Raw genomic sequence first — 21570 nt, 5'->3', positions numbered from 1 at the left:
TTGAGATCGTTTGATAATGAGAGGATTTTATTATGGAAAAAGTTTTAAATGCAGTGCTGGAGGACTGCAGAAGGTACACCCTGGAAGGGCAGGTTGCCTCCTATATTCCTGAACTTGCTAAGGCTGACAATGAGAAAATCGGCGTTTATGTAGCGATGAAAGAAGGAGAATTTTGTGCAGGCGATTGGGACAAGAATTTTACCATTCAAAGTATTGCCAAAACCATTTTTCTCATGCTCGCCGCCATTGACAATGGTATTGATGTGGTGAAGTCCCATGTAGGTGTAGAAGCAACGGGAAAACCGTTTAATGCCATTGACTACGGTGATTCGGTGATTTTGAAGGAGCATATCAATCCAATGGTAAATATTGGTGCGATTGCAGTCTGCGGCATGGTAAAGGCGAAGGATAATGAAGAGCGATTCCGCCGTCTGATGGAGTTTTCTAAAAAAATTACGGGAAACCCGGATCTGGAAATCGACAGAGAGGTCTACCGCTCAGAGCGGGAAACGGGAAACAAGAACCGGGCGCTGGGCTATCTTCTGAAAAATTCCGGCATGATTTACGGCAGTGTAGATGAACTTTTAGATGTGTATTTTGCTATGTGTTCGATGAAAGTCAACTGCCGGGACCTTGCAAATATTGCGCTGATGCTTGCGAATCACGGAAAGAATCGTCAGGGAGAGCAGATTATTCCAAAAGCTGATGCTCGTTTTCTCAATGCAGTACTGATTACCAGCGGTATGTACGATGGCTCCGGCGAATTTGCAACGACAGTAGGCATTCCTGCAAAGAGCGGCGTTGGCGGTGGTATTATGGCGGACTGCCCGAATCGCATGGGAATCGGAATCTATTCACCTGCCTTGGATCGCAAAGGCAACAGCGTTGCCGGGATTAAAATGCTGGAAGCACTGAGCAAAGAATGGGAACTGAGTATCTTTTAAGCTGAAAGAAAGAGGGTATAAAGGAACTATTAAAGATTTTTATACTTTTGCTGAGATTTTTCATGATACGAAAAATCCCAGCAGTGTTTGACATTGAAGAACTCTGTGGTAAAATGATAACGATTAGAGTGATAAAGGAGGAATGAGTGATTATGCATTGTGTTAGAAAGGTAACAGATGATCTCTACTGGGTTGGAGCAAACGACAAGAGATTAAATTTATTTGAAAATATTCATCCGATTCCGAGAGGAACTTCTTACAATTCCTATTTGCTGATGGATGAGCAGACGGTTCTGTTTGATACAGCGGACTGGTCTGTCTGCAGACAGTTCCTGGACAATATTGAATATGTATTAGACGGAAAAAAACTGGATTACATGGTGATCAACCATATGGAGCCGGACCATGGTGCATCTATTGAGGAGATTCTTCTCAGATATCCGGATGTAAAGATTATCTGCAGTGTCAAGGCAGCTGACTTTATGAGACAGTTCAGATTCCATACAGACAATGTGGAAACCGTGAAAGAAGGCGACGTGAAGTCCTTTGGAAAACATCAGGTGACTTTCGTTATGGCGCCGATGGTGCACTGGCCTGAGGCGATGGTATCCTTCGATACGACAAACGGTGTGCTCTTTGCTGCTGATGCGTTTGGATCTTTTGGATCTCTGGATGGTAAACTCTTTGCAGATGAAGTGAACTTCGATAGAGACTGGTTGGACGATGCCAGAAGATACTACACCAATATCGTCGGCAAGTTTGGAGCCAACGTGCAGAACCTACTGAAAAAAGCGGCTGGTCTGGATATTAAATATATCTGCCCGCTCCACGGACCGGTTTGGAGACAGGATTTTGACTACATTCTGGACAAATATAACAAGTGGTCCACTTATACGCCGGAAGAAAAGGGCGTGATGATCGCTTATGCTTCCATGTATGGGAATACAGAGGCGGCAGCTAATATTCTGGCAACAAAGCTGTGCGAAAAAGGCGTTGCTAACGTAGCGCTTTACGATGTGTCCTGCACTCACGTATCCTATCTAATCGCAGAGGCATTTAAGTACAGCCATCTGGCGCTGTTTTCCGTTACATATAACCTGAATGTGTTCCCGGTTATGGCAAATTTCCTGGAGGACATGGCGGCGCTGAACCTGCAGAACCGAACTGTGGCCACGGTTTGCAACGGCACATGGGCACCGCAGGCAGGTCCAAAGATGATCGAAGCTGTCAGCAAGATGAAGAACACGACCCTTTTAAACGAAGGGCTGACTGTGGCTTCTTCCTTGAACGAAGATACTTATGCACAGCTGGAACAGCTGGCTGATACGATTGCAGAAAGCCTGCAGTAAGATAACAGTGCATATTACAATAAAATAGGATTATTACCCAAAAACTGCTGCTAAAAAGTAGCAGTTTTTGTTCTTTTTACGCATTTTTATATATTTTTTTGGATAATTTCGCGTTTGCCTGTTGACAAGCAAATATCAAACCAATAGAATGAAAGCATAACAAAAAGATAGAAAGGAAAAGGCGTCGTTTTTGCCGAACAAGGCATTGATGCGAGGTGTACAACAAACATGCTGGAAAAAGAGTATTATGACAAAACCGATGAGATCATAGCGTCCCATGGGCGAACCCAAAAGGACCTAATTCCAATTATACAGGAGATACAAGAAGAGTATCGCTACCTTCCGCCGGAGCTACTCAGTTATGTTGCAGGTAAGCTGAACATACCGGAGTCCCAGGCCTACAGTGTAGCGACTTTTTATGAGAACTTCTCATTTGAGCCAAAGGGCAAATATTTGATTAAAGTCTGTGACGGAACTGCCTGTCATGTGCGCAAGTCCATTCCAATTCTGGAAGCGCTGTACAGTGAGCTAGGGCTTTTTAAGGGAAAGCAGACTACAGAAGACATGCTGTTTACCTTGGAAACCGTATCCTGCCTGGGAGCATGTGGTCTTGCGCCGGTATTGACAGTCAATGATAAGGTGTATCCGGCAATGACGCCGGAAAAGGCAATCGATTTAGTCCGCGAATTGAGAGGAGTGTAACATGAATAAAATTACAGATAGACAGTCTCTTGCTAAAGTTCGTGAGGCTTCGAAGAAAGAAATAGAAAGCAATAAGTGCAGAATTTTAATCTGTGCGGGCACCGGCTGTATCGCAGGCGGCTCTGCGGAGATTTACGATAAGATGTGTGAGCTGGTCGCACAGAACCCGGATGTGGAGGTAGTATTTGAACCGGAGGTTGCTCATGGTGATGGAGACGTTGTAGTTCGCAAGAGCGGCTGTCACGGTTTCTGCGAAATGGGTCCTCTGATGAAAATTGAGCCGCAGGATATCCTTTACACGAAGGTGAAGCTTGCTGACTGCGAAGAGATTTTCCACAGAACCATCGAAAGAGGGGAACTGATTACCAGACTGGTGTTCCAGCAGGATGGTAAGGAATGTCCAAAGCAGGATGAAATCCATTTCTACGAAAAGCAGCACAGAAGCGTACTGAAAAACTGCGGTTCCATCGATGCCGAACATATTCAGGAATACATTGCGATCGGCGGCTACACGGCTTTGGAGAAGGCTTTATTTGAAATGAGCCCGCAGCAGGTCATCGATGAGGTGCTGGCGGCAGGTCTTCGCGGCAGAGGCGGTGCAGGTTTCCCGACGGGTAAAAAGTGGACCCAGGTTGCTAGACAGGAAGAGAAGAAACGTTACGTTGTCTGTAACGGTGACGAAGGCGATCCGGGCGCATTTATGGACAGAAGTATCATGGAAGGCGACCCGCACAAGATGATCGAAGGTATGGCGCTGGCAGCTTACGCTGTAGGCTCTGATGAAGGTTATATCTACGTTCGTGCAGAATATCCTCTGGCAATCAGCCGTCTGAAAAATGCTATTGCACAGGCGGAAGAAGCAGGACTTCTGGGCGACCATATTATGGGCACAGATTTCAGCTTTACGTTACATATCAACAGAGGTGCCGGCGCTTTTGTATGTGGTGAAGGAAGTGCTTTGACCTCCTCCATCGAAGGAAACCGCGGTATGCCGAGAGTAAAACCTCCTAGAACAGTAGAACAGGGGCTCTTTGACAAGCCGACTGTTTTGAACAACGTAGAAACCTATGCCAACGTGCCGATGATTATCGCAGACGGCGCTGAGGCTTTTGCAAGCATTGGAACAGAAAATAACTCCGGAACAAAGGCGTTCGCCCTGACCGGAAGCGTAAAACATACAGGGCTGATTGAGGTGCCGATGGGAACCACTTTGCGCGAAGTTATCTTTGATATCGGCGGCGGCATTAAGGACGATAAAAAGTTTAAGGCGGTACAGATTGGCGGTCCGTCCGGCGGTTGTTTGACGGAAGAACATCTGGACATGAAGCTGGACTTTGACTCCCTGAAGAAAATCGGCGCGATGATCGGTTCCGGCGGTATGGTAGTCATGGATGAAAATACCTGTATGGTAGAGGTATCCCGTTTCTTCATGAACTTTACCCAGAACGAAAGCTGCGGTAAGTGCGTTCCATGTCGTGAAGGCACCAAGCGTATGCTGGAAATCTTAGAGAGAATCGTTGGCGGCAAGGGAACACTGGAAGATCTCGACATGCTGGAAGAACTGGCGGAAACTATTACGGATACAGCACTTTGCGGTCTTGGAAAGTGCGCGGCACAGCCTGTTATGAGTACGCTGAAATTCTTCCGTGAAGAATATGAGCAGCACGTGCTGGAAAAGAAATGTATTTCCAGAAACTGTACTGCGCTGCAGAAATTTATTATTGACCCAGATAAGTGCAAGGGCTGCAGCAAGTGTGCAAGAAACTGCCCGGCAGGTGCGATTTCCGGTCAGATTAGAAAAGCATATCATATTGACACTGAGACTTGTATCAAGTGCGGCGCATGTCTGTCTGACTGTGCGTTTGATGCAATTCATATCGAGTGGTAGGAGGAAGAAAAATCATGGGATTTATGACAATCAACAATAGAAAAGTAGAATTTACAGATGAAAAAAATGTCCTGACGGTCATTCGTAACGCAGGCATTGACATCCCTACTTTCTGTTATCACTCCGAGCTTTCTACCCACGGCGCCTGTCGTCTGTGTGTAGTGGAGGATGACAAGGGAAAAGTCTTTGCTTCTTGTTCCGAAAGACCCAGAGATGGCATGAAAATTTTTACACATACCCGTAAAATTCAGCACCACAGAAAGATGGTCATCGAGCTGTTGCTTGCTGCTCACTGCAGAGACTGCACAACTTGTGCTGCAAACGGTGTCTGCGATCTGCAGAATCTGGCAAACCGTCTGGGCGTAACTGACATTCGTTTTGAGAATTATAGAGAGCAGTATCCGATGGATACCACATCTCCTTGTGTTGTGCGGGATGCAAATAAGTGTATTCTCTGCGGTGACTGCGTGCGTATGTGCCACGAAGTAGAGGGAGTCGGTGTTCTGGGCTTCACAAACAGAGGCTCCAATATGCTGATGACAACACCGTTTATGAGAGATTTAAACGAAACCAATTGTGTTGGCTGCGGACAGTGCCGTGTGGTTTGTCCGACCGGCGCAATCACCATTAAGTCTGATACAGAACCAGTTTGGCAGTTATTGGAGGACAAGAACGTTCGCGTTGTCGCACAGATTGCGCCGGCAGTTCGTGTGGCAGTTGGCGAAGCTTTTGGCATGGAAAAAGGCGTCAATGCGCTGGGACATCTGGCAGCTGCAATGCGTTATATCGGCTTTGAAGAGGTTTACGATACAGACTTCGGTGCTGACCTGACGGTCATCGAAGAAGCAGGCGAGTTTGTAGAGCGACTGAAATCCGGCGAAAATCTGCCGTTGTTCACTTCTTGCTGTCCGGCATGGGTGAAGTTCTGTGAGGACAAATATCCGCAGTTTGCAAAACATATTTCTACCTGTCGCTCTCCGCAGCAGATGTTTGGGGCGCTGATTAAGGAAGAGGCAAGAATGAAGAAGGCGGAGGATTCCAGAAGAACTGTTGTGGTTTCTATCATGCCTTGTACTGCGAAGAAAGGTGAAATTATCCGTCCGGAACATTTCACCGATGGCGAACAGAATGTGGATTACGTTCTGACTACAACCGAGATTGCCAGCATGATTAAATCCACTGGTATCAACATGGCTGAAATCACACCGGAAGCTCTCGATATGCCGTTTGGAATGTCCTCCGGTGCAGGTGCAATCTTCGGAAACACAGGAGGCGTAACAGAAGCGGTGCTTCGTTATCTGACAAAGAGCAGCAGACCGGAAGAACTGGATGAAATCAAGTTCTCTGGCGTTCGCGGCAATGACGCTATTAAGGAAGCAACGGTGAGCCTTGATGGCAAGGATGTAAGAATTGCTATCATAAACGGTCTTGGCAATGCAAGCAAGATTCTTGATGAGATGGAAGCAGGTAATGTGAAATATGACTTCATTGAGGTTATGACTTGTCCTGGCGGCTGTGTAAACGGCGGCGGTCAGCCGGTTTCCAACGGTCAGGAAACTACCAACAGTGCGGCAAGACAGGCGGGACTTTATCGTTTTGACAGCCGTTCCCAGATTAAGTCATCAGATCAGAACCCGGTGGCATTAAGCCTGTATGACGGCATTCTCAAAGGAAAAGAACATAAACTTCTGCATAACGAGAAATAAAATGTAGAACGCTATGAAAAATGCCGGGGCGGCTGAAAAGATTTCAGCCGTTTCGGCATTTTTACGCGGCCTTTGGAGACAAAAGTGTGAAGGTGGCCAGCGCAAGCAGCATAAAACGAGTTTTTGTCTGTAATCGCAACAGAGTGCGCCGAAATTTTCGGTGCACTCCGCGATAAGACATAGTTATTTTTTAACGGTAATAGATTTTCGATTGCTGTAAGGTCCTGTTATTTTTTTGCCATCGATTATTTTATACGCGCGCACTTTATAGTAATATTTTTTTCCAGGGGCTTTTTTGGTATCTGTATAGCTAGTTTTGGAACTACTCTTGATGGTGGTTATTTTTTTGTAGCCACTGGATGGGCTGGTAGATCTGTAAATTTCATAGCCGCTGGCAGTCACGTCCTTCTTCCAGCGAATGGTTACTTTCTTTGCGGAAGAAGAGATGCTGCTGATTTTAGATTTTAAGACGCCAGTGGTTCCTGTTACCGTTTTGGAAGGAGTTCCATGGTGCAAAAATCCGACATACTTTGCAGCGGGTACTACATAGTAATAGTATGTTCTGTTAGGAAGACCTTCGTCAATCCAGTATGTGGAGACTTCCTCTCCAGGAAAAAATTCATTCACAGTTCCCATTTCGTAATATTTACCTTTTAAGCTCTTTGCGCGGTAAACGATATAATCGGATGCGCCCTCAATAGGATCCCAAGATAGAAGTACTTCTGTAGAACTTAAAGTTTTCGTTTTTACGACGGGCTTTTTCATATTCAGGTATAGACCGCCGCCGGTGACCCACTCTGTGTAGAATTCTCCTTCTTCCCAGTCGTCCCTGTAGCAGGCGCGGACTCTGAATTCGTAATACCCTCTTTTGGTAACTGGAAAGTCAAATCCGTAAGCATCCATTTCTGCCCATCCGTCTTCATCATCGCCATATTCGTCTTCAACCTCAACTGGGACCCAGTACTGATATTCTTCGTCATCACTGGCAATTTTTTTAAGAAATACAAACTCATCGCTTTCAGGATATTTGACAGAAACCTCGTAGTGGAGTACATCGTACTCGTTGAATCCGTGCTTAGGTACCCAATAAACAAATAACTGTCCTTTTTCTTCGGTTGCGTCAATAAATTCGATTTCGTAATCGTCGCCACCTAATTCATCATCATCGTAATCGTAATCGTAGGCAGGACTAAAATCAGCATAAGATAGGAGCATATTACCTGGAATGCATGCAACAATCAGTGCAAGTGAAAGAAAAATTACAAAGATTTTCTTTTTCATCATGTTGATTCCTCCATATTTATAATAATTAATCGTCTTTTTAATTGTATTATATCATGTGGCTACTTGAGTGACAATCCCTTTTCATTTATTGAGTATTTTCTATAAAAAACAGTGGGGGCTTTACAGATGTGATTGGCTGGAATATAATAATAAGTAATAAGACACAACGAAAGAAAGGAAGAATGAAATGAAACGAGCCATTGTGATTGTATTATCTTTGATGATGCTGCTTTGCAGTTTCCCTGCGGGTATTTTTGCAGAAGATGCAGGGGATGAGACACAGTCCCCTGGACAGGAAGAAGTGCAGAAGATAGATATATCCAGGGATTCATTTATGCGTACAGATCCATCGACTTTTACGTATACAGGGGAAGAGCTGGTTGCGAACAAAGTAGAAGTATGGGTGGCGAATCACAGATTGACGGAAGGTGTTGATTATACACTGGAGTATAGAAACAATGTGATGCCGGGCAAAATGGAGGTTATTGCTAAAGGAATTAATGATTACTGTGGAGAACTGCGTAGTGAGCTAGACATTTACCCGAGATCAATCGGAACTTATTGCAAGTTTAACTTTCCGGAATTCACAGAAAAGGGAGAGCGGCCGCAATTTACCATTACCTATGGGAAAATGCTTTTAGAAGAAGGAAAAGACTATACTGTTGGTAATTATACTGATGAAGAAACCTGGGGCTATATTGAAATTCGCGGTATCGGAGGATTTTCTGGAAAAGTGAATTATCGTTATGAGACACGTATCAACATCGCAAAAGCTGAAGTGCAATACGAACCTAAAAAAGTTTATAACGGTAAGCGCCAAAATGCCGAGCCAATCATTGTAACTTATCAAGGAAAGAAATTGAGCGAGCTTAGTGATTATGTTCTTAAATACTCTAATAATATAGAAGTTGGTACGGCTCGAGTAGATATTATAGGGAGAGGCAAATTTCACGGCACTATTACCAGATACTTTGAAATTGCACCGAAAGAACAGGAAATCACAATTAAAGAAAATACATTTGATTTGTTTCCGAAAAGTGATCCGGTGCAAATAAAGGCGAAGGCTTCGGGAGATGGTACAGGCTTTTCTTATACGTCGGATAATCCTGCTGTAGCGACAGTAGACGCCAACGGAGTGATTCGGGCAAAGGCGCCGGGGACTGCCATTATTACTGTAAAGACAGTCGGCTCGAAAACTTTTGGTGAGGTATCTACGACTGTAACTGTCAATGTGGGGCAGAGCAGTACGGAGTTCTTTCTTGTTATTGCAGAAAGAAAAGGAATGGGGGCATTTATCAGTAAACTCCCCGATGAGAAAATTGTAAAAGCAACAGTTACGGTAGGCGGCGAAACATACCCGTGTAAAATTATTGATGATGAAATTACTGTTGCGCTGGATGCCCCTTATCCGCAGCAAAAGTTGGGCGAAAAGATAATTATCACGGCGGAAGATGATTCCGGAAAGGTAATTACAACAGAAGGAACTGTTGAAAATGCAGAAGTTTATATTAAGGTCAATCAGATTTACGATAAAACCAGCAAGATTATCGGCGAAGCAGCTCTTGGCGCAACGGTAAAGACGGTTCTGAACGGCAAAACCTACAAAACTGTCGCTGATAAACGAAGCGGTGAGTTTGAACTAAAAATTCCAAAACAAAAATTTGGAAAGAAGATTAAAATTACTGTAACCAATGATTATGGAAGCAGTACCAGTATCACAAAGACGGTGAAAAAAAGAAAGTCTGCCAATCTTGAGATTTATAAATATGTATATAAATCATCAAAATATGCGTATGTGGAGTGTTCAAATGTTTCTGCAGGCGATATGATAAAAATAAAGATTGGTGGAAAGACATATAAGAAAAAAATTAATCAATCGAAGAAATTGCTGAAGACTAAGGTATATATCGGCACCCATGCTGCTGGCACAAAAATAAGTGCATCGTTATATAATTCGCGCGGGCAGAAATTGGATTCTTATAGCGATATGGTGTATTTTGGGAATAAATTATATGTCGGCATGACCAGTAAGCAGGCGCTCTTGACAACTTGGGGGAAGCCTGTCAGCAAAGCGACTTACTACGGCATTAAAGAGTGGGTTTACAGAAGTGGAAATCAAGTGGTGTACGTATATATCTCAGGTGGAAAAGTAATAGACTTGATACAATTTGTTTATTGAACATAGGCAGCAGTTTTGTAGAGAATTGATGCAGCACGCCGAACGGCAGGTTCGGCGTGCTGCGTTTTTTGTTATGATAAAACCCATAAAATTCGTTGCATATACATTTGGATTTTGTGGTAAATTCACAAATCTTACTTTAATGTCATAAAATCTTTTATTTTTTATCTGACGAAAAGTTGACAAATCAGAAAATTTGTTATAAAATGAAAACGATGGTAAAGGTTAAAAAATTAACCAATTCGGGTTAAAAATTTAACGGGTGGTTGCCATCTTATGGAATTATATCTATATCTATATCTATATCTATCATTTTCGAAGGAGAAAAACATGTGTAACTGCAAAGAAATGACTGCAAAGTTTGCGCAGCTTGACGAAATCATCGAAAAGCATAAAGATGAGCGAGGCGCGCTGATTCCAATCCTCCATGAGGCGCAGGAGGTCTTTGGCTATCTGCCGTATGAGGTGCAGGAGCGAATTGCCGACGGGCTGGGCGTTTCCATGGCGAAGGTTTACGGCGTCGTAACATTTTATTCCCAATTTTCCCTGAAAAAGAAGGGAAAGTACAAAATTAATGTCTGTATGGGAACGGCGTGTTACGTAAAAGGTGCTGGAGACATTTTGGGAAAATTCCTGGAACGGCTTTCCATTGATGTTGGAGAATGTACGCCGGACGGTAAATTCTCCCTGGATTCCTGCCGGTGTATTGGCGCTTGCGGTCTGGCGCCTGTCGTCACCATCAACGATGAGGTTTACGGAAGACTGACCCCGGAACAGGTAGACGAAATCATGAATCAGTATGAGTTTATGGAATAACGGGAGGAAACGATGGTTAAGACAATCAAAGATATCCAGAAGATTAAAGATACAACACTGCAGTCTTTTGGCAACAGAATCGGAAACGATGATAACAGAATTTACATAATGACCTGCTGCGGTACAGGCTGTACTTCATCAGGCGCAATTAAAAATCGGGAAAAACTCAATGAACTGATGGACAGAGACGGGCTGCATGATCGTGTGCATATCGTGCAGACGGGATGTTTTGGTCTTTGTGCGGAGGGTCCGATTTTGATGGTTTATCCGGAAAACGTCATGTACACCAATGTTACACCGGATGATATTAACGAAATCTGGGAGGCTCACATCAGAAACGGCAGAGTAGTAAAACGTTTACAGTCTGAGAATGAGCTGGATTTTTTCTCCAAGCAGATGCGTATTTCTCTGAGAAACTGCGGCAGAATCGATCCAGAAAACATCGACGAATATATCGCTTACGGCGGATATGAAGCGTTGGCAAAGGTGCTGACAGAGATGGAGCCGGAAGACGTCATCAAGACGATGAAAGATGCAGGACTGCGCGGCAGAGGCGGCGGCGGATTCCCGACCGGCGTAAAGTGGCAGTTTGCTGCAGATCAGCAGGAAAAGGAAAAGTATGTCGTATGTAATGCTGACGAGGGTGACCCGGGCGCATTCATGGATAGATCTGTTCTGGAAGGCGATCCCCATGCCGTCATTGAAGCAATGGCAATCGCAGGATATGCCATCGGCGCGTCCCAGGGCTATGTATATGTTCGTGCGGAATATCCAATTGCAGTACAGAGACTGGCCCTTGCCATCGAGCAGGCGAGAGAATATGGTCTTTTAGGAGATAATGTACTGGGTCTGAAATTTAAATTCGATTTAGATATCAGATTGGGTGCTGGCGCTTTTGTATGCGGTGAAGAAACTGCGCTTTTGACTTCCATCGAAGGAAACCGCGGCGAACCAAGACTGAAACCGCCATTCCCGGCAGTAGAAGGTCTCTTTGCAAAGCCCACCATTATCAATAACGTGGAAACGCTTTCTAATATTCCGCAGATTATCATCAAAGGCGCAGATTGGTTTGCCGGCATCGGTACGGAGAAATCCCACGGCACCAAAGTCTTTGCCCTTGGCGGAAAGATCAACAATACAGGACTTGTAGAAGTCCCGATGGGTACGACGCTGCGTGAAATCATTTACGAAATCGGCGGCGGCATTCCAAACGGAAAGAAATTTAAGGCAGTGCAGACCGGTGGACCTTCCGGTGGCTGTATTCCGGCAGAATTCCTTGATAGCCCAATCGACTATGACTCTCTGATCGAGCTGCAGTCTATGATGGGCTCAGGCGGTATGATCGTCATGGATGAGGATACCTGTATGGTTGATATTGCAAAATTTTATCTGGAATTTACCGTAGACGAATCCTGCGGAAAATGTCCTCCATGCCGGATCGGTACGAAGAGAATGCTGGAAATTCTGACGAAGATTACCGATGGAAAAGGTACGTTGGAAGATCTGGACGAACTGGAATATCTGGCGAAAAACATCAAGAAGGGTGCACTTTGCGGTCTGGGTCAGACGGCGCCGAACCCGGTACTGTCTACGCTGAAATATTTCCGCGACGAGTATGAAGCCCACGTGGTAGACAAAAAATGTCCGGCTGGCGTATGCGTATCGATGCTGCGGTTCGTGGTGCATGATGAACTTTGTAAGCATTGTGGTCTTTGCGCGAGAAATTGTCCTGCGCAGTGTATTTCTGGCAGCAAGACAACACCTTACGTCATCGACAATGAAAAATGTCTCAAATGCGGCGTCTGCATGGAAAAATGTCCGTTTAAGGCTATCATGAAGAACGCATAAACTGGAGGGCGAAGTGATGAAGAATAAGAAAAGAGTACAATTAACCATAGATGGCATGGATGTCAATGTGCCAGAGGATTACACGATATTACAGGCGGCAAAACAGGTCAACATCAAAATTCCTACCTTGTGTTTTTTGAAGGACGTCTGCGAAATCGGTTGTTGCCGTATGTGCCTTGTCGAAGTGGAAGGTGCAAAGAACTGGCAGGCTTCCTGCGTGCAGAAGGTTGCGGAGGGTATGGTGGTCAAAACCCATACGCCGGACATTCTCAACTTTAGAAAAAAGAATTTGGAGTTGATTCTGTCCAATCATCCTGCTATGTGCCAGAGCTGCAATAGAGGTTCTACGGGATGCGAACTAAAGACTTTGGCTAACACCATGGATACAGAGTTTGCCAATTATGCAAAGAATCAGGAAGTGGTGACAGCCAATCAGGTTATGGATATCGACAACGGTATTTCCATCATGCGTGACCCGAATCGGTGTATTTTATGTAGAAGATGTATCAGTGTCTGCCACAATGTACAGACAGTTGGCGCAATTGATGTCATCAACAGAGGTTTCGGCACGGTTGTTAGCACAACATTCAATCGTCCGATTGACGAATCTAAATGTGTCAACTGTGGACAGTGCATTAACGTTTGCCCAACCGGTGCGCTGCAGGAGCATTCCAGCCTTGACGAACTTTGGGAGATTATGAAAGATTCGACAAAGCATGTCGTGGTTCAGACTGCGCCAGCTGTTAGAGCGGCTCTCGGTGAAGAATTTGATATGCCGCTGGGCATAGATGTAACAGGAAAGATGGTAACTGCACTGCGCATGATCGGGTTTGATAAAGTGTTTGATACGGATACTGGCGCTGACCTTACGATTATGGAAGAAGGCACCGAACTTCTCAATCGTCTGCAGAACGGCGGAAAACTGCCATTGATTACTTCTTGCTCACCGGGCTGGATTAAGTTCTGCGAGCATTTCTTCCCGGATATGTTGGATAACCTTTCTTCGTGCAAATCTCCGCACGAAATGCTTGGTGCGATGATCAAATCTTATTATGCGGAGAAGGCTGGTATTGATCCTGCTAATATTGCAGTTGTTTCTATTATGCCTTGTACGGCGAAGAAATTTGAGGCACAGCGAGAAGAACTTGCAGCAACAGGCTATCCTGATGTAGATTTGGTGCTGACTACCAGAGAACTTGCCAAGGCAATTCAGGCATTTGGTATCGACTTTCCGGCGCTTCCTGACGGCGATTTTGACAATCCGCTGGGCGTTTCCACCGGTGCTGCTACAATCTTTGGGGCAACCGGCGGCGTAATGGAAGCTGCTCTGCGTACAGTAGCAGATATCATTACAGGGGAAAGTTCTGACTCAATCGACTATATGGATGTGCGTGGAAAAGAGAAAGGCATTAAAGAAGTGGAACTGCAGATTGGCGATATAACCATCAAAGCAGCGGCGGCTCACGGTCTTGGCAATGCAAGAGCGCTGATGGAGCGGATTCGTGCTGGAGAACATTTTGACTTTGTGGAAGTGATGGCTTGTCCTGGTGGATGCGTCAATGGAGGCGGTCAGCCTCAGCAGCCGTCTTCTGTTCGCAACTGGATGGATTTAGGAGAGGAAAGAGCCAAAGCCCTGTACAGAAGCGATCATGAAAGCTTTGTGAGAAAGTCTCATAAGAATCCGGTGATTAAGGAACTGTATAAGACATATCTGGAAAAACCGGGCAGTGAGAAAGCGCACCACCTGCTCCACACCCATTATCATGCTAGATAATAATTCTAATAAACATTCTCCTAAACGCCCCGACTTGTAAAGTTGGGGCGTTCTCCTTACAAGCGGGAACGGGATTGTGATGCAGTGCAGAGATATGCCTGCGCGCCACTTTTGAGGAATTATTTTTGAATTCTTGCGCGGGTGTCTGCAAAAACGCCATCCTTGGTTTAATTTTTGAGGATTCCTGCGGAAAGAGCAGGAAGTTGTGCCTTTTCTGGGGAGTTTTGCGCCGAAAAACATTGAAAAGGGCTTCAAGGTGGCGCTTGGCGCCGCTATGCTAAAAATTAATGCGGGAAAGTGGCGTTTTTTATTGGGCGAACGCAAGAATTGCAAAAAAATCGGGTGAAAGTGGCGAACGCCAACTCCGTGGCGAACTATTCTTGCACGTTGTTTGCGCTAGCCGAACTATGGTATGCTTTGCACCTTCTTACTTTCCAGTAAAAGTGCAAAAGAAAACCCCTCGCCAACAGAATGGCAAGGGGAAGTTTTTGCAAAAAACTTATTTTCTCTTGAAATCTTTCGGAGTTACGCAAGTACCAGTAGCTCTTGCAACTACGATTGGTTCTTCTAAGAAATCAGCAGCGGAAGCGTTGATGTCTTTTCTGGAAACGATAACTTTTCTAGCTTCGAAAGTCATCTTTCTGGAAGTGTTTCCGATTTTAGTGATTTCGCCGTAAGCTTCGATGTAGTCTCCAGCGTAAGTAGGAGCTAAGAATTCTACGTTGTCGTAAGCGCAGAACAGACCTTCATCTCCGTCTAGCTTGATTAACAGTTCAGTAGCAACATCGCCGAACAGGTGAACCATATGTGCGCCGTCAACCAGCTCTCCACCGTAGTGAGCATCTTTAGCGGACATTCTGACTCTGATTAATGATGTGATTTTCTCTTCCATTTTAATTCTCCTTATCATGTAAAAAAGTTACTTTTATTATATAACCAAAAAGATTATCTGTAAATAATAATTGCAAATTATGTGCCAATGGGTTATTATTGAAATTACAAAGGAAATGAACCGAAATGGGTTCGCATGAAAAAGGAGTGAATCGAAAATGACCCATAATTATGGAACCAATCGTGTATTGGAGCCACAGCATGTTTTGCCGACTTCGGCATGGCGACTTGACAACGGACGTAAGCTGTCGCCGGCAGAAATTAGGGTGGATATTAAGCGAATTCATATAGAGGGAACCAGCTTTAAACAAATTTGTCTGGAAGCCAATGACAACGACCAGCGAATCAAGCAGAAAATAATGGACATTGTAATCAGACGTGGCAAGCTGCACAATCCAGTGACGGATACAGGCGGACTGGTGTATGGTACAGTGTCAGAAATTGGACCTGAATACGACAACAAAAAGAATTTTGTGCCCGGGGAAGAGGTTGTCTGCAATGCATCTTTGGCATCGGTGCCAATCTATATAGATAAAATTCTGTCTATAGATAAAGCTTTTGGGCAAATAGAGGTAGAAGGCTACGCTATTTTATATGATGAAGTACCGCTGGTTCGAAGACCTGTAGGGATTCCGATTAACCTGCTGCTTTTTGCATTTAATGAGTCGGGAACCCTTTACAGAATCAGTAATACGGCGGTTGGCAAACGAAAATTTCTTATCGTAGGAAACAATCTTTTGTCTAATTTGCTCTTTGGCTATGCGGTACGTAAAGTGGCGCGCGAAGATGCAGAGGTTGTGTGTTTACTGGACAAAAAAACCGACGCAGTGCTGTGTGGAAAGTCCATTGACGATTTGATTGCAAAAGTATTTACTAAAGTTCATTATGTGGATATTTTAAAGCCGATGGAGTGTCTTTCCGGTCTGCAGGCGGATTCGCTATTTGATTTATCTATTAACTGTGCGGACATTCCGGGAGCGGAAACAATCAATATTCTTGCTACAAAAAGCGGTGGAACTGTTGTATTTGCGAACCTGATTAACAATTATAATATCGCCCTTTATATCACGGAATCTATCTCCAGACAGCTAGATATCAGATGTGCTGACGGCTATTTGGAGGCTTATGATGAATTCGATATTGAAATTGTCAAGGATTTGGTGCCGTATATCGAAAAGGCTGAAACTACGGACAGAAGTGTGGACGACGACCCATCCTATCCGATTAACAGGCAGACACGTCTAATGGAGGTCTCCGGGATGAGACAGACTTTGCTGGAGGATTTTGTATGTGAAAGCAGAGCCATGGCAAGCGTTTTGGACGAGATTCTGACCGTTTCAAAATACGACTGTAACGTGCTGATTACAGGAGATACCGGCGTTGGTAAAGAAAAAGTTGCCAATATCATTCACAAAAACAGTAACCGGAAGATGCAGCCCTTTATCAAAGTGAACTGCGCATCAATTTCCCCAACCCTGATAGAATCTGAATTCTTTGGATACGAGAAAGGGGCCTTTACTGGCGCTAACGCTGCGGGGAAAAAAGGCTTTTTTGAGCTTGCGGATAATGGGGATATTTTTCTGGATGAGATCGGCGAACTGCAGGCGGACATGCAGGCAAAGCTGCTTCGTGTCATTCAGGATGGTGAGTTTTTCAGGGTCGGTGGCACTACGCCAATTAAGACCAATGTGAGAATTCTGTCGGCGACCAACCGGGATCTTGAGGATATGATAGAAGAACAGCGCTTTCGTCGGGACCTTTACTACAGACTCAACGTAGTGCGCCTTAAAGTGCCAAATCTGAGGGAACGTTCCGGAGACATTCCGGCTTTGGTGAACCATTTTCTTAAAAAATATAGTGATAAGTTTGAAATTCAAAGAAAGATAGACGACGATGCTGTGGAATATCTGAAACAGTGCGAGTGGCCGGGTAATATCAGGGAACTGGAAAACATGGTGCAGAGGCTGATGATTTCGGCAAAAGGAGAGCAGATTACCCTTCTTGATGTCATGCGAGAACTTCACGCGGAGGTCTTTGAAACCAGCAGCTTGGACTTTGCTTCTATGCAGGAGGAGACTGGAAAGGTGATGGATTTGGAGAAGATGGTAGACAACTTTGAAAAAAACATTATCAAGCATGCCTGTGAAAAGTACGGGTCGACCAGAAAAGTTGCTAAAGCTATTGGAATTAGCCAGACACAGCTGGTGCGCAAGAAGAAAAAGTATGAGCTTTAAATGAGTTCTCACCACAAGCGAACACAAAACGGTTCGCATAAAAAGCTTATGAACACAAAACGGTTCGAAAAATAGAAAAACTAAACAGGAAAAACTGCAAACCCATTGGTAACAGTGGGTTTTTAGTTTTGGCACGACTTTTGCTTATTAGAATGATCGTTGCACAAATACGTTAATATAATGAAAAAGGAGATATATATGGAAAGCAAAACTTACAAAAAAGGCGACCTTTATGGCACCCACAGAGTCATCAGTCCGAAAGGAGCACTTCCGCAGCCGGCTGACATCATCGACAATACAATGGAGATTTATGATAACGAGGTTTTAATCGATGTTCACACACTGAACATTGACTCTGCTTCTTTTACTGAAATTGAAAAGAGAGCGGAGGGTGATGTAGAAAAAATTAAGGAAATCATTCTGGGCATTGTAGAAAAAACAGGAAAACACAAGAATCCTTGGACTGGTTCCGGCGGTATGCTAATCGGTAAAGTAAAGGAAATCGGACCGAACTACAAAGGGGATCTGCGCGTTGGCGATAAAATCGCAACACTGGTATCCCTGTCTCTGACACCGCTGAAGATTGACGAGATCAAAGAAGTGAGAGCTGACATTGACCAGGTTGATATCAAAGGTCAGGCTATTTTGTTCCAGTCTGGACTTTTCGGTATTCTGCCGAAAGATATGCCGAAAGAACTGGCATTGTCTGTTCTGGACGTAGCTGGTGCACCTGCGCAGACTGCAAAGATCTGTAAGCCTGGCGACACTGTTGTCGTAATGGGCGGCGGCGGAAAATCCGGTATCCTGTGCTGCTGGCAGGCAAAGAAGCAGGTAGGTATCAACGGCAAAGTTATCTGCGTTGACGGCTTCAAGAAATCCCTGAACAGAGCAATGTCTGTAAAATGTGCTGACGAATACATGGTAGTCAATGCAACTGACGCTGTGGAAATGTATAACGAAATCATGGAAGCAACTGACGGTGAACTGGCTGATGTTGTGATCAACGTAGTTAATATTCCTAACACAGAAATGGCTTCCATTATGGCATGCAAAGATGGCGGTATGGTATACTTCTTCTCCATGGCGACCAACTTTACAAAGGCTGCTTTAGGTGCAGAAGGTGTCGGCAAAGACGTAAACATGCTCATTGGTAACGGTTATACAAAGGGACATGCCAATGCAGCTCTTCAGGTTCTTAGAGAAGACGAAAGAATCATGAGACTGTTTGCTGAACTTTATGCATAAACGAATGAACCGAAAGTGGTTCTGTTCTTTTGAAAAACGAACACAAATCGGTTCGATTGTTAATTTAAAAATTATTTAGAAGTGAGCTAAAATTGGACTATGGACACTAAGCGGCAACAGTTTTATAATATAGATAGTCATAAATTATGCCTTGGCATAAATTTTAAAAGAGTTAATATTTTTCTAGGAGGATGATTATTATGAAAAAAGGATGCCCTTACGGAACCCACAGAGTTATTTCACCAAAAGGTGTTTTACCACAGCCAGCAGATGTGATCGATAACACTATGGAAATTTACGATAACGAAGTACTGATTGACGTTAAGACTTTAAACGTTGACTCTGCTTCTTTCACTGAAATCGTTAGAAGATCCTGCGATGGCAAGAAGCCTGCAGATATCGAAAACTCTCCTGAAGATCAGGAAAAAGTAAAGCAGACAATGATGAACATTGTTGCTAAAGCTGGTAAGCACAAGAACCCTTGGACTGGTTCCGGCGGTATGCTGCTTGGTACTGTTAAAGAAGTTGGTCCTAACTACGTTGGAGAACTGAAAGTCGGCGACAAGATTGCTACATTAGTATCCCTGTCCCTGACTCCACTGGTAATCGAAGAAATTCTGGAAATGAGACCAACCATCGACCAGGTTGATATCAAAGGTCAGGCTATCCTGTTCCAGAGCGGTATCTACGGAATCATTCCTGACGATATGCCGGAAGGACTTGCTTTATCCGCATTAGACGTAGCTGGTGCTCCTGCACAGGCTGCTAAACTGTGCCAGTCCGGTCAGAAAATTCTGGTTATCGGTGGCGGCGGAAAATCCGGCCTGCTGTGCTTATACGAAGCAAAGAAGAGAGCTGGCGTAACTGGTAAAGTTGTTTGCGCAGCTGGTTCCCAGAAGTCCGAAGACAGAGCGAGAGCATTAGATTTAGCTGACGAATATTTCCACATGGACGCTACAGATGCAGTTGGCATGTACAACAAAGCTATGGAATTAACTGACGGCGAACTGTTCGACGTAGTTATTAACTGTGTAAACATTGAAAACACAGAAATGGCCTCCATCTTAGCTACTAAGGATGACGGTGTTGTATACTTCTTCTCCATGGCTACTTCCTTCACTAAGGCAGCTCTTGGTGCAGAAGGTGTTGGTAAAGACGTGAACATGATCGTTGGTAACGGTTACACTAAGGGTCACGCAGCAATCACTCTGCAGTGCCTGAGAGAACACGAAGGACTGAGAAAGTTATTCGAAGAAATGTACGCATAATCAATCGATGATGTACATCAAATTATAAAATCAACATAACACAAACTTTACTGCCACGGCTTCCTTTTCGGAAGCTGTGGCTATCATAAGAAAAACTTCAATTTAATTTATAATCATACAAATTTAAATCACGAATTTAAGGAGATTTATTATTATGGCAATCAGAAATTGGAAAGACATTCCTCTGTTTAAGGATGTTACCGATGAACAGTGGAATGACTGGCACTGGCAGGTATCTCACAGACTTTCTACTCTGGAAGATATCGAACAGGTATTAAACCTGACTGACCAGGAAAGAGAAGAAATCCAGAAAGTTATCGGTGGATTCAGAGTAGGTATCACTCCTTACTATGCTTCCCTGATGGATCCAGATGATCCGAGAGATCCAGTTAGAATGCAGGCAGTTCCTACACTGGCTGAAATGCACAGATCTGAAGCTGACGATGCTGACCCTCTTCACGAGGACGCTGACTCCCCGGCTCCTGGTCTGACTCACAGATATCCGGACAGAGTACTGTTCCTCATCACTGACCAGTGCTCCATGTACTGCAGACACTGCACTAGAAGAAGACTTGCAGGTGAAACTGACGGTGCTAGATCCAGAGAAGATATCGATGCATGTATCGAATACATCAGAAAGACACCGGTTGTTAGAGACGTTCTGCTTTCCGGTGGTGACGCTCTGTGCGTAGAAGATGATACATTAGAATACATCATCAGCGAACTGAGAAAGATTGACCACGTGGAAATCGTAAGACTTGGTTCCAGAACTCCGGTTGTAATGCCAATGAGAATTACTGATAACCTGGTTAACATGCTGAAGAAGTATCACCCAATCTGGCTGAACACTCACTTCAACCACCCACAGGAAATCACTGAAGATGCAGCAGAAGCATGTCGTAAGCTTGCTGACGCAGGTATTCCTCTTGGTAACCAGTCCGTACTGCTCAGAGGTGTTAACGACTGTAAGCACATCATGAGAGAATTAGTACACAAGCTGGTTAAGAATAGAGTAAGACCTTACTACATCTACATTTGCGACCTGTCTGTTGGTATCGAACACTTCAGAACATCCGTTGCGAAGGGTATCGAAATCATCGAAGGTCTGAGAGGACACACTTCCGGTTATGCAGTTCCTACATTCGTAGTTGACGCTCCTGGTGGTGGTGGTAAGACTCCGGTAATGCCTCAGTACATTATTTCCGAGACACCTGATAAGGTAATTCTCAGAAACTACGAAGGCGTTATCACTACTTACACTCAGCCTCGTCTGCCGGATCTGAAGTGCACTTGCGACTACTGCACTGGTAAGAAGACTTATAAGTATCAGGGTGTATCTGCATTAGGAGAAGGATTACAGATTAAATCTATGGAACCTTCCAACCTGGCAAGACACGAAAGAAACAAACACTAATTGGTGTATGCGTATAGGGAGGCTTGGG

15 protein-coding genes are annotated in these 21570 nt (G+C 44.4%); 13 read left to right on the top strand and 2 right to left on the bottom strand.

Going from position 1 to position 21570, the window contains the following annotated elements; all coding sequences use genetic code 11:
• Positions 1 to 32 precede the first annotated feature (32 nt).
• From glsA to D1151_RS04250, 5 genes are all read left to right on the top strand, one after another.
• Positions 33 to 944 (top strand): glutaminase A, encoded by a 912-nt coding sequence (glsA, locus tag D1151_RS04270; RefSeq protein ID WP_160202127.1) that lies wholly within the window; start codon positions 33 to 35, stop codon positions 942 to 944.
• A gap of 152 nt (positions 945 to 1096) precedes the next feature.
• Entirely contained in the window at positions 1097 to 2293 is a 1197-nt protein-coding gene (locus D1151_RS04265) for an FprA family A-type flavoprotein (protein ID WP_161908140.1), read from the top strand.
• Positions 2294 to 2521: 228 nt separating this feature from the next.
• Positions 2522 to 2995 carry an NAD(P)H-dependent oxidoreductase subunit E gene (locus D1151_RS04260; protein ID WP_160202128.1) on the top strand — a complete coding sequence of 158 codons (474 nt, stop codon included), beginning with the start codon at positions 2522 to 2524 and terminating at the stop codon, positions 2993 to 2995.
• 1 nt (position 2996) lies between these two features.
• Complete coding sequence (locus tag D1151_RS04255) at positions 2997 to 4883, top strand: NADH-quinone oxidoreductase subunit NuoF (RefSeq protein ID WP_161908074.1); 1887 nt, start codon at positions 2997 to 2999, stop codon at positions 4881 to 4883.
• A 14-nt stretch (positions 4884 to 4897) separates the two neighbouring features.
• Positions 4898 to 6589, top strand: a complete 1692-nt coding sequence (locus D1151_RS04250; protein WP_160202130.1) for a [FeFe] hydrogenase, group A — start codon at positions 4898 to 4900, stop codon at positions 6587 to 6589.
• A gap of 183 nt (positions 6590 to 6772) precedes the next feature.
• Here the strand turns inward: D1151_RS04250 and D1151_RS04245 are convergent, their stop codons facing one another.
• On the bottom strand, positions 6773 to 7873 hold the full coding sequence (locus D1151_RS04245; RefSeq protein ID WP_161908073.1) for a fibronectin type III domain-containing protein: 1101 nt from the start codon (positions 7871 to 7873) through the stop codon (positions 6773 to 6775).
• A 187-nt stretch (positions 7874 to 8060) separates the two neighbouring features.
• Between D1151_RS04245 and D1151_RS04240 the strand changes: the two genes are divergently transcribed.
• From D1151_RS04240 to D1151_RS04225, 4 genes are all read left to right on the top strand, one after another.
• Entirely contained in the window at positions 8061 to 10052 is a 1992-nt protein-coding gene (locus tag D1151_RS04240; protein ID WP_161908072.1) for an Ig domain-containing protein, read from the top strand.
• A 330-nt stretch (positions 10053 to 10382) separates the two neighbouring features.
• The gene (nuoE, locus tag D1151_RS04235) at positions 10383 to 10868 is read left to right on the top strand and encodes an NAD(P)H-dependent oxidoreductase subunit E (protein WP_160202133.1); all 486 of its coding nucleotides are present in this window, start codon (positions 10383 to 10385) and stop codon (positions 10866 to 10868) included.
• A 108-nt stretch (positions 10869 to 10976) separates the two neighbouring features.
• Positions 10977 to 12716, top strand: a complete 1740-nt coding sequence (gene nuoF / locus D1151_RS04230; RefSeq protein WP_243151164.1) for an NADH-quinone oxidoreductase subunit NuoF — start codon at positions 10977 to 10979, stop codon at positions 12714 to 12716.
• 16 nt (positions 12717 to 12732) lie between these two features.
• Positions 12733 to 14490 carry an NADH-dependent [FeFe] hydrogenase, group A6 gene (locus tag D1151_RS04225; protein WP_161908070.1) on the top strand — a complete coding sequence of 586 codons (1758 nt, stop codon included), beginning with the start codon at positions 12733 to 12735 and terminating at the stop codon, positions 14488 to 14490.
• Between the two features lie 499 nt (positions 14491 to 14989).
• Here D1151_RS04225 and D1151_RS04220 read toward each other — a convergent pair whose 3' ends face one another.
• Positions 14990 to 15382 (bottom strand): hotdog fold domain-containing protein, encoded by a 393-nt coding sequence (locus D1151_RS04220; protein WP_160202136.1) that lies wholly within the window; start codon positions 15380 to 15382, stop codon positions 14990 to 14992.
• 157 nt (positions 15383 to 15539) lie between these two features.
• Between D1151_RS04220 and D1151_RS04215 the strand changes: the two genes are divergently transcribed.
• The 4 genes from D1151_RS04215 (at position 15540) to ablA (ending at position 21542) form a co-directional block, all read left to right on the top strand.
• Complete coding sequence (locus D1151_RS04215) at positions 15540 to 17615, top strand: sigma-54-dependent Fis family transcriptional regulator (RefSeq protein ID WP_161908069.1); 2076 nt, start codon at positions 15540 to 15542, stop codon at positions 17613 to 17615.
• A gap of 198 nt (positions 17616 to 17813) precedes the next feature.
• A complete protein-coding gene (locus D1151_RS04210; RefSeq protein WP_160202138.1) occupies positions 17814 to 18860 on the top strand; it encodes a zinc-binding dehydrogenase in 1047 nt (348 codons plus the stop codon).
• Positions 18861 to 19060: 200 nt separating this feature from the next.
• On the top strand, positions 19061 to 20128 hold the full coding sequence (locus D1151_RS04205) for a zinc-binding dehydrogenase (RefSeq protein ID WP_160202139.1): 1068 nt from the start codon (positions 19061 to 19063) through the stop codon (positions 20126 to 20128).
• Between the two features lie 154 nt (positions 20129 to 20282).
• A complete protein-coding gene (gene ablA / locus D1151_RS04200) occupies positions 20283 to 21542 on the top strand; it encodes a lysine 2,3-aminomutase (RefSeq protein ID WP_160202140.1) in 1260 nt (419 codons plus the stop codon).
• The last annotated feature ends 28 nt before the right edge of the window (positions 21543 to 21570 follow it).

The sequence above is a fragment of the Emergencia sp. 1XD21-10 genome, assembly GCF_009936045.1.
Taxonomy (GTDB): domain Bacteria; phylum Bacillota; class Clostridia; order Peptostreptococcales; family Anaerovoracaceae; genus Senimuribacter; species Senimuribacter intestinalis.
The sequence above is the reverse complement of the archived record's forward strand: the minus strand, read 5'-3'. Positions and strand labels throughout refer to the sequence as shown.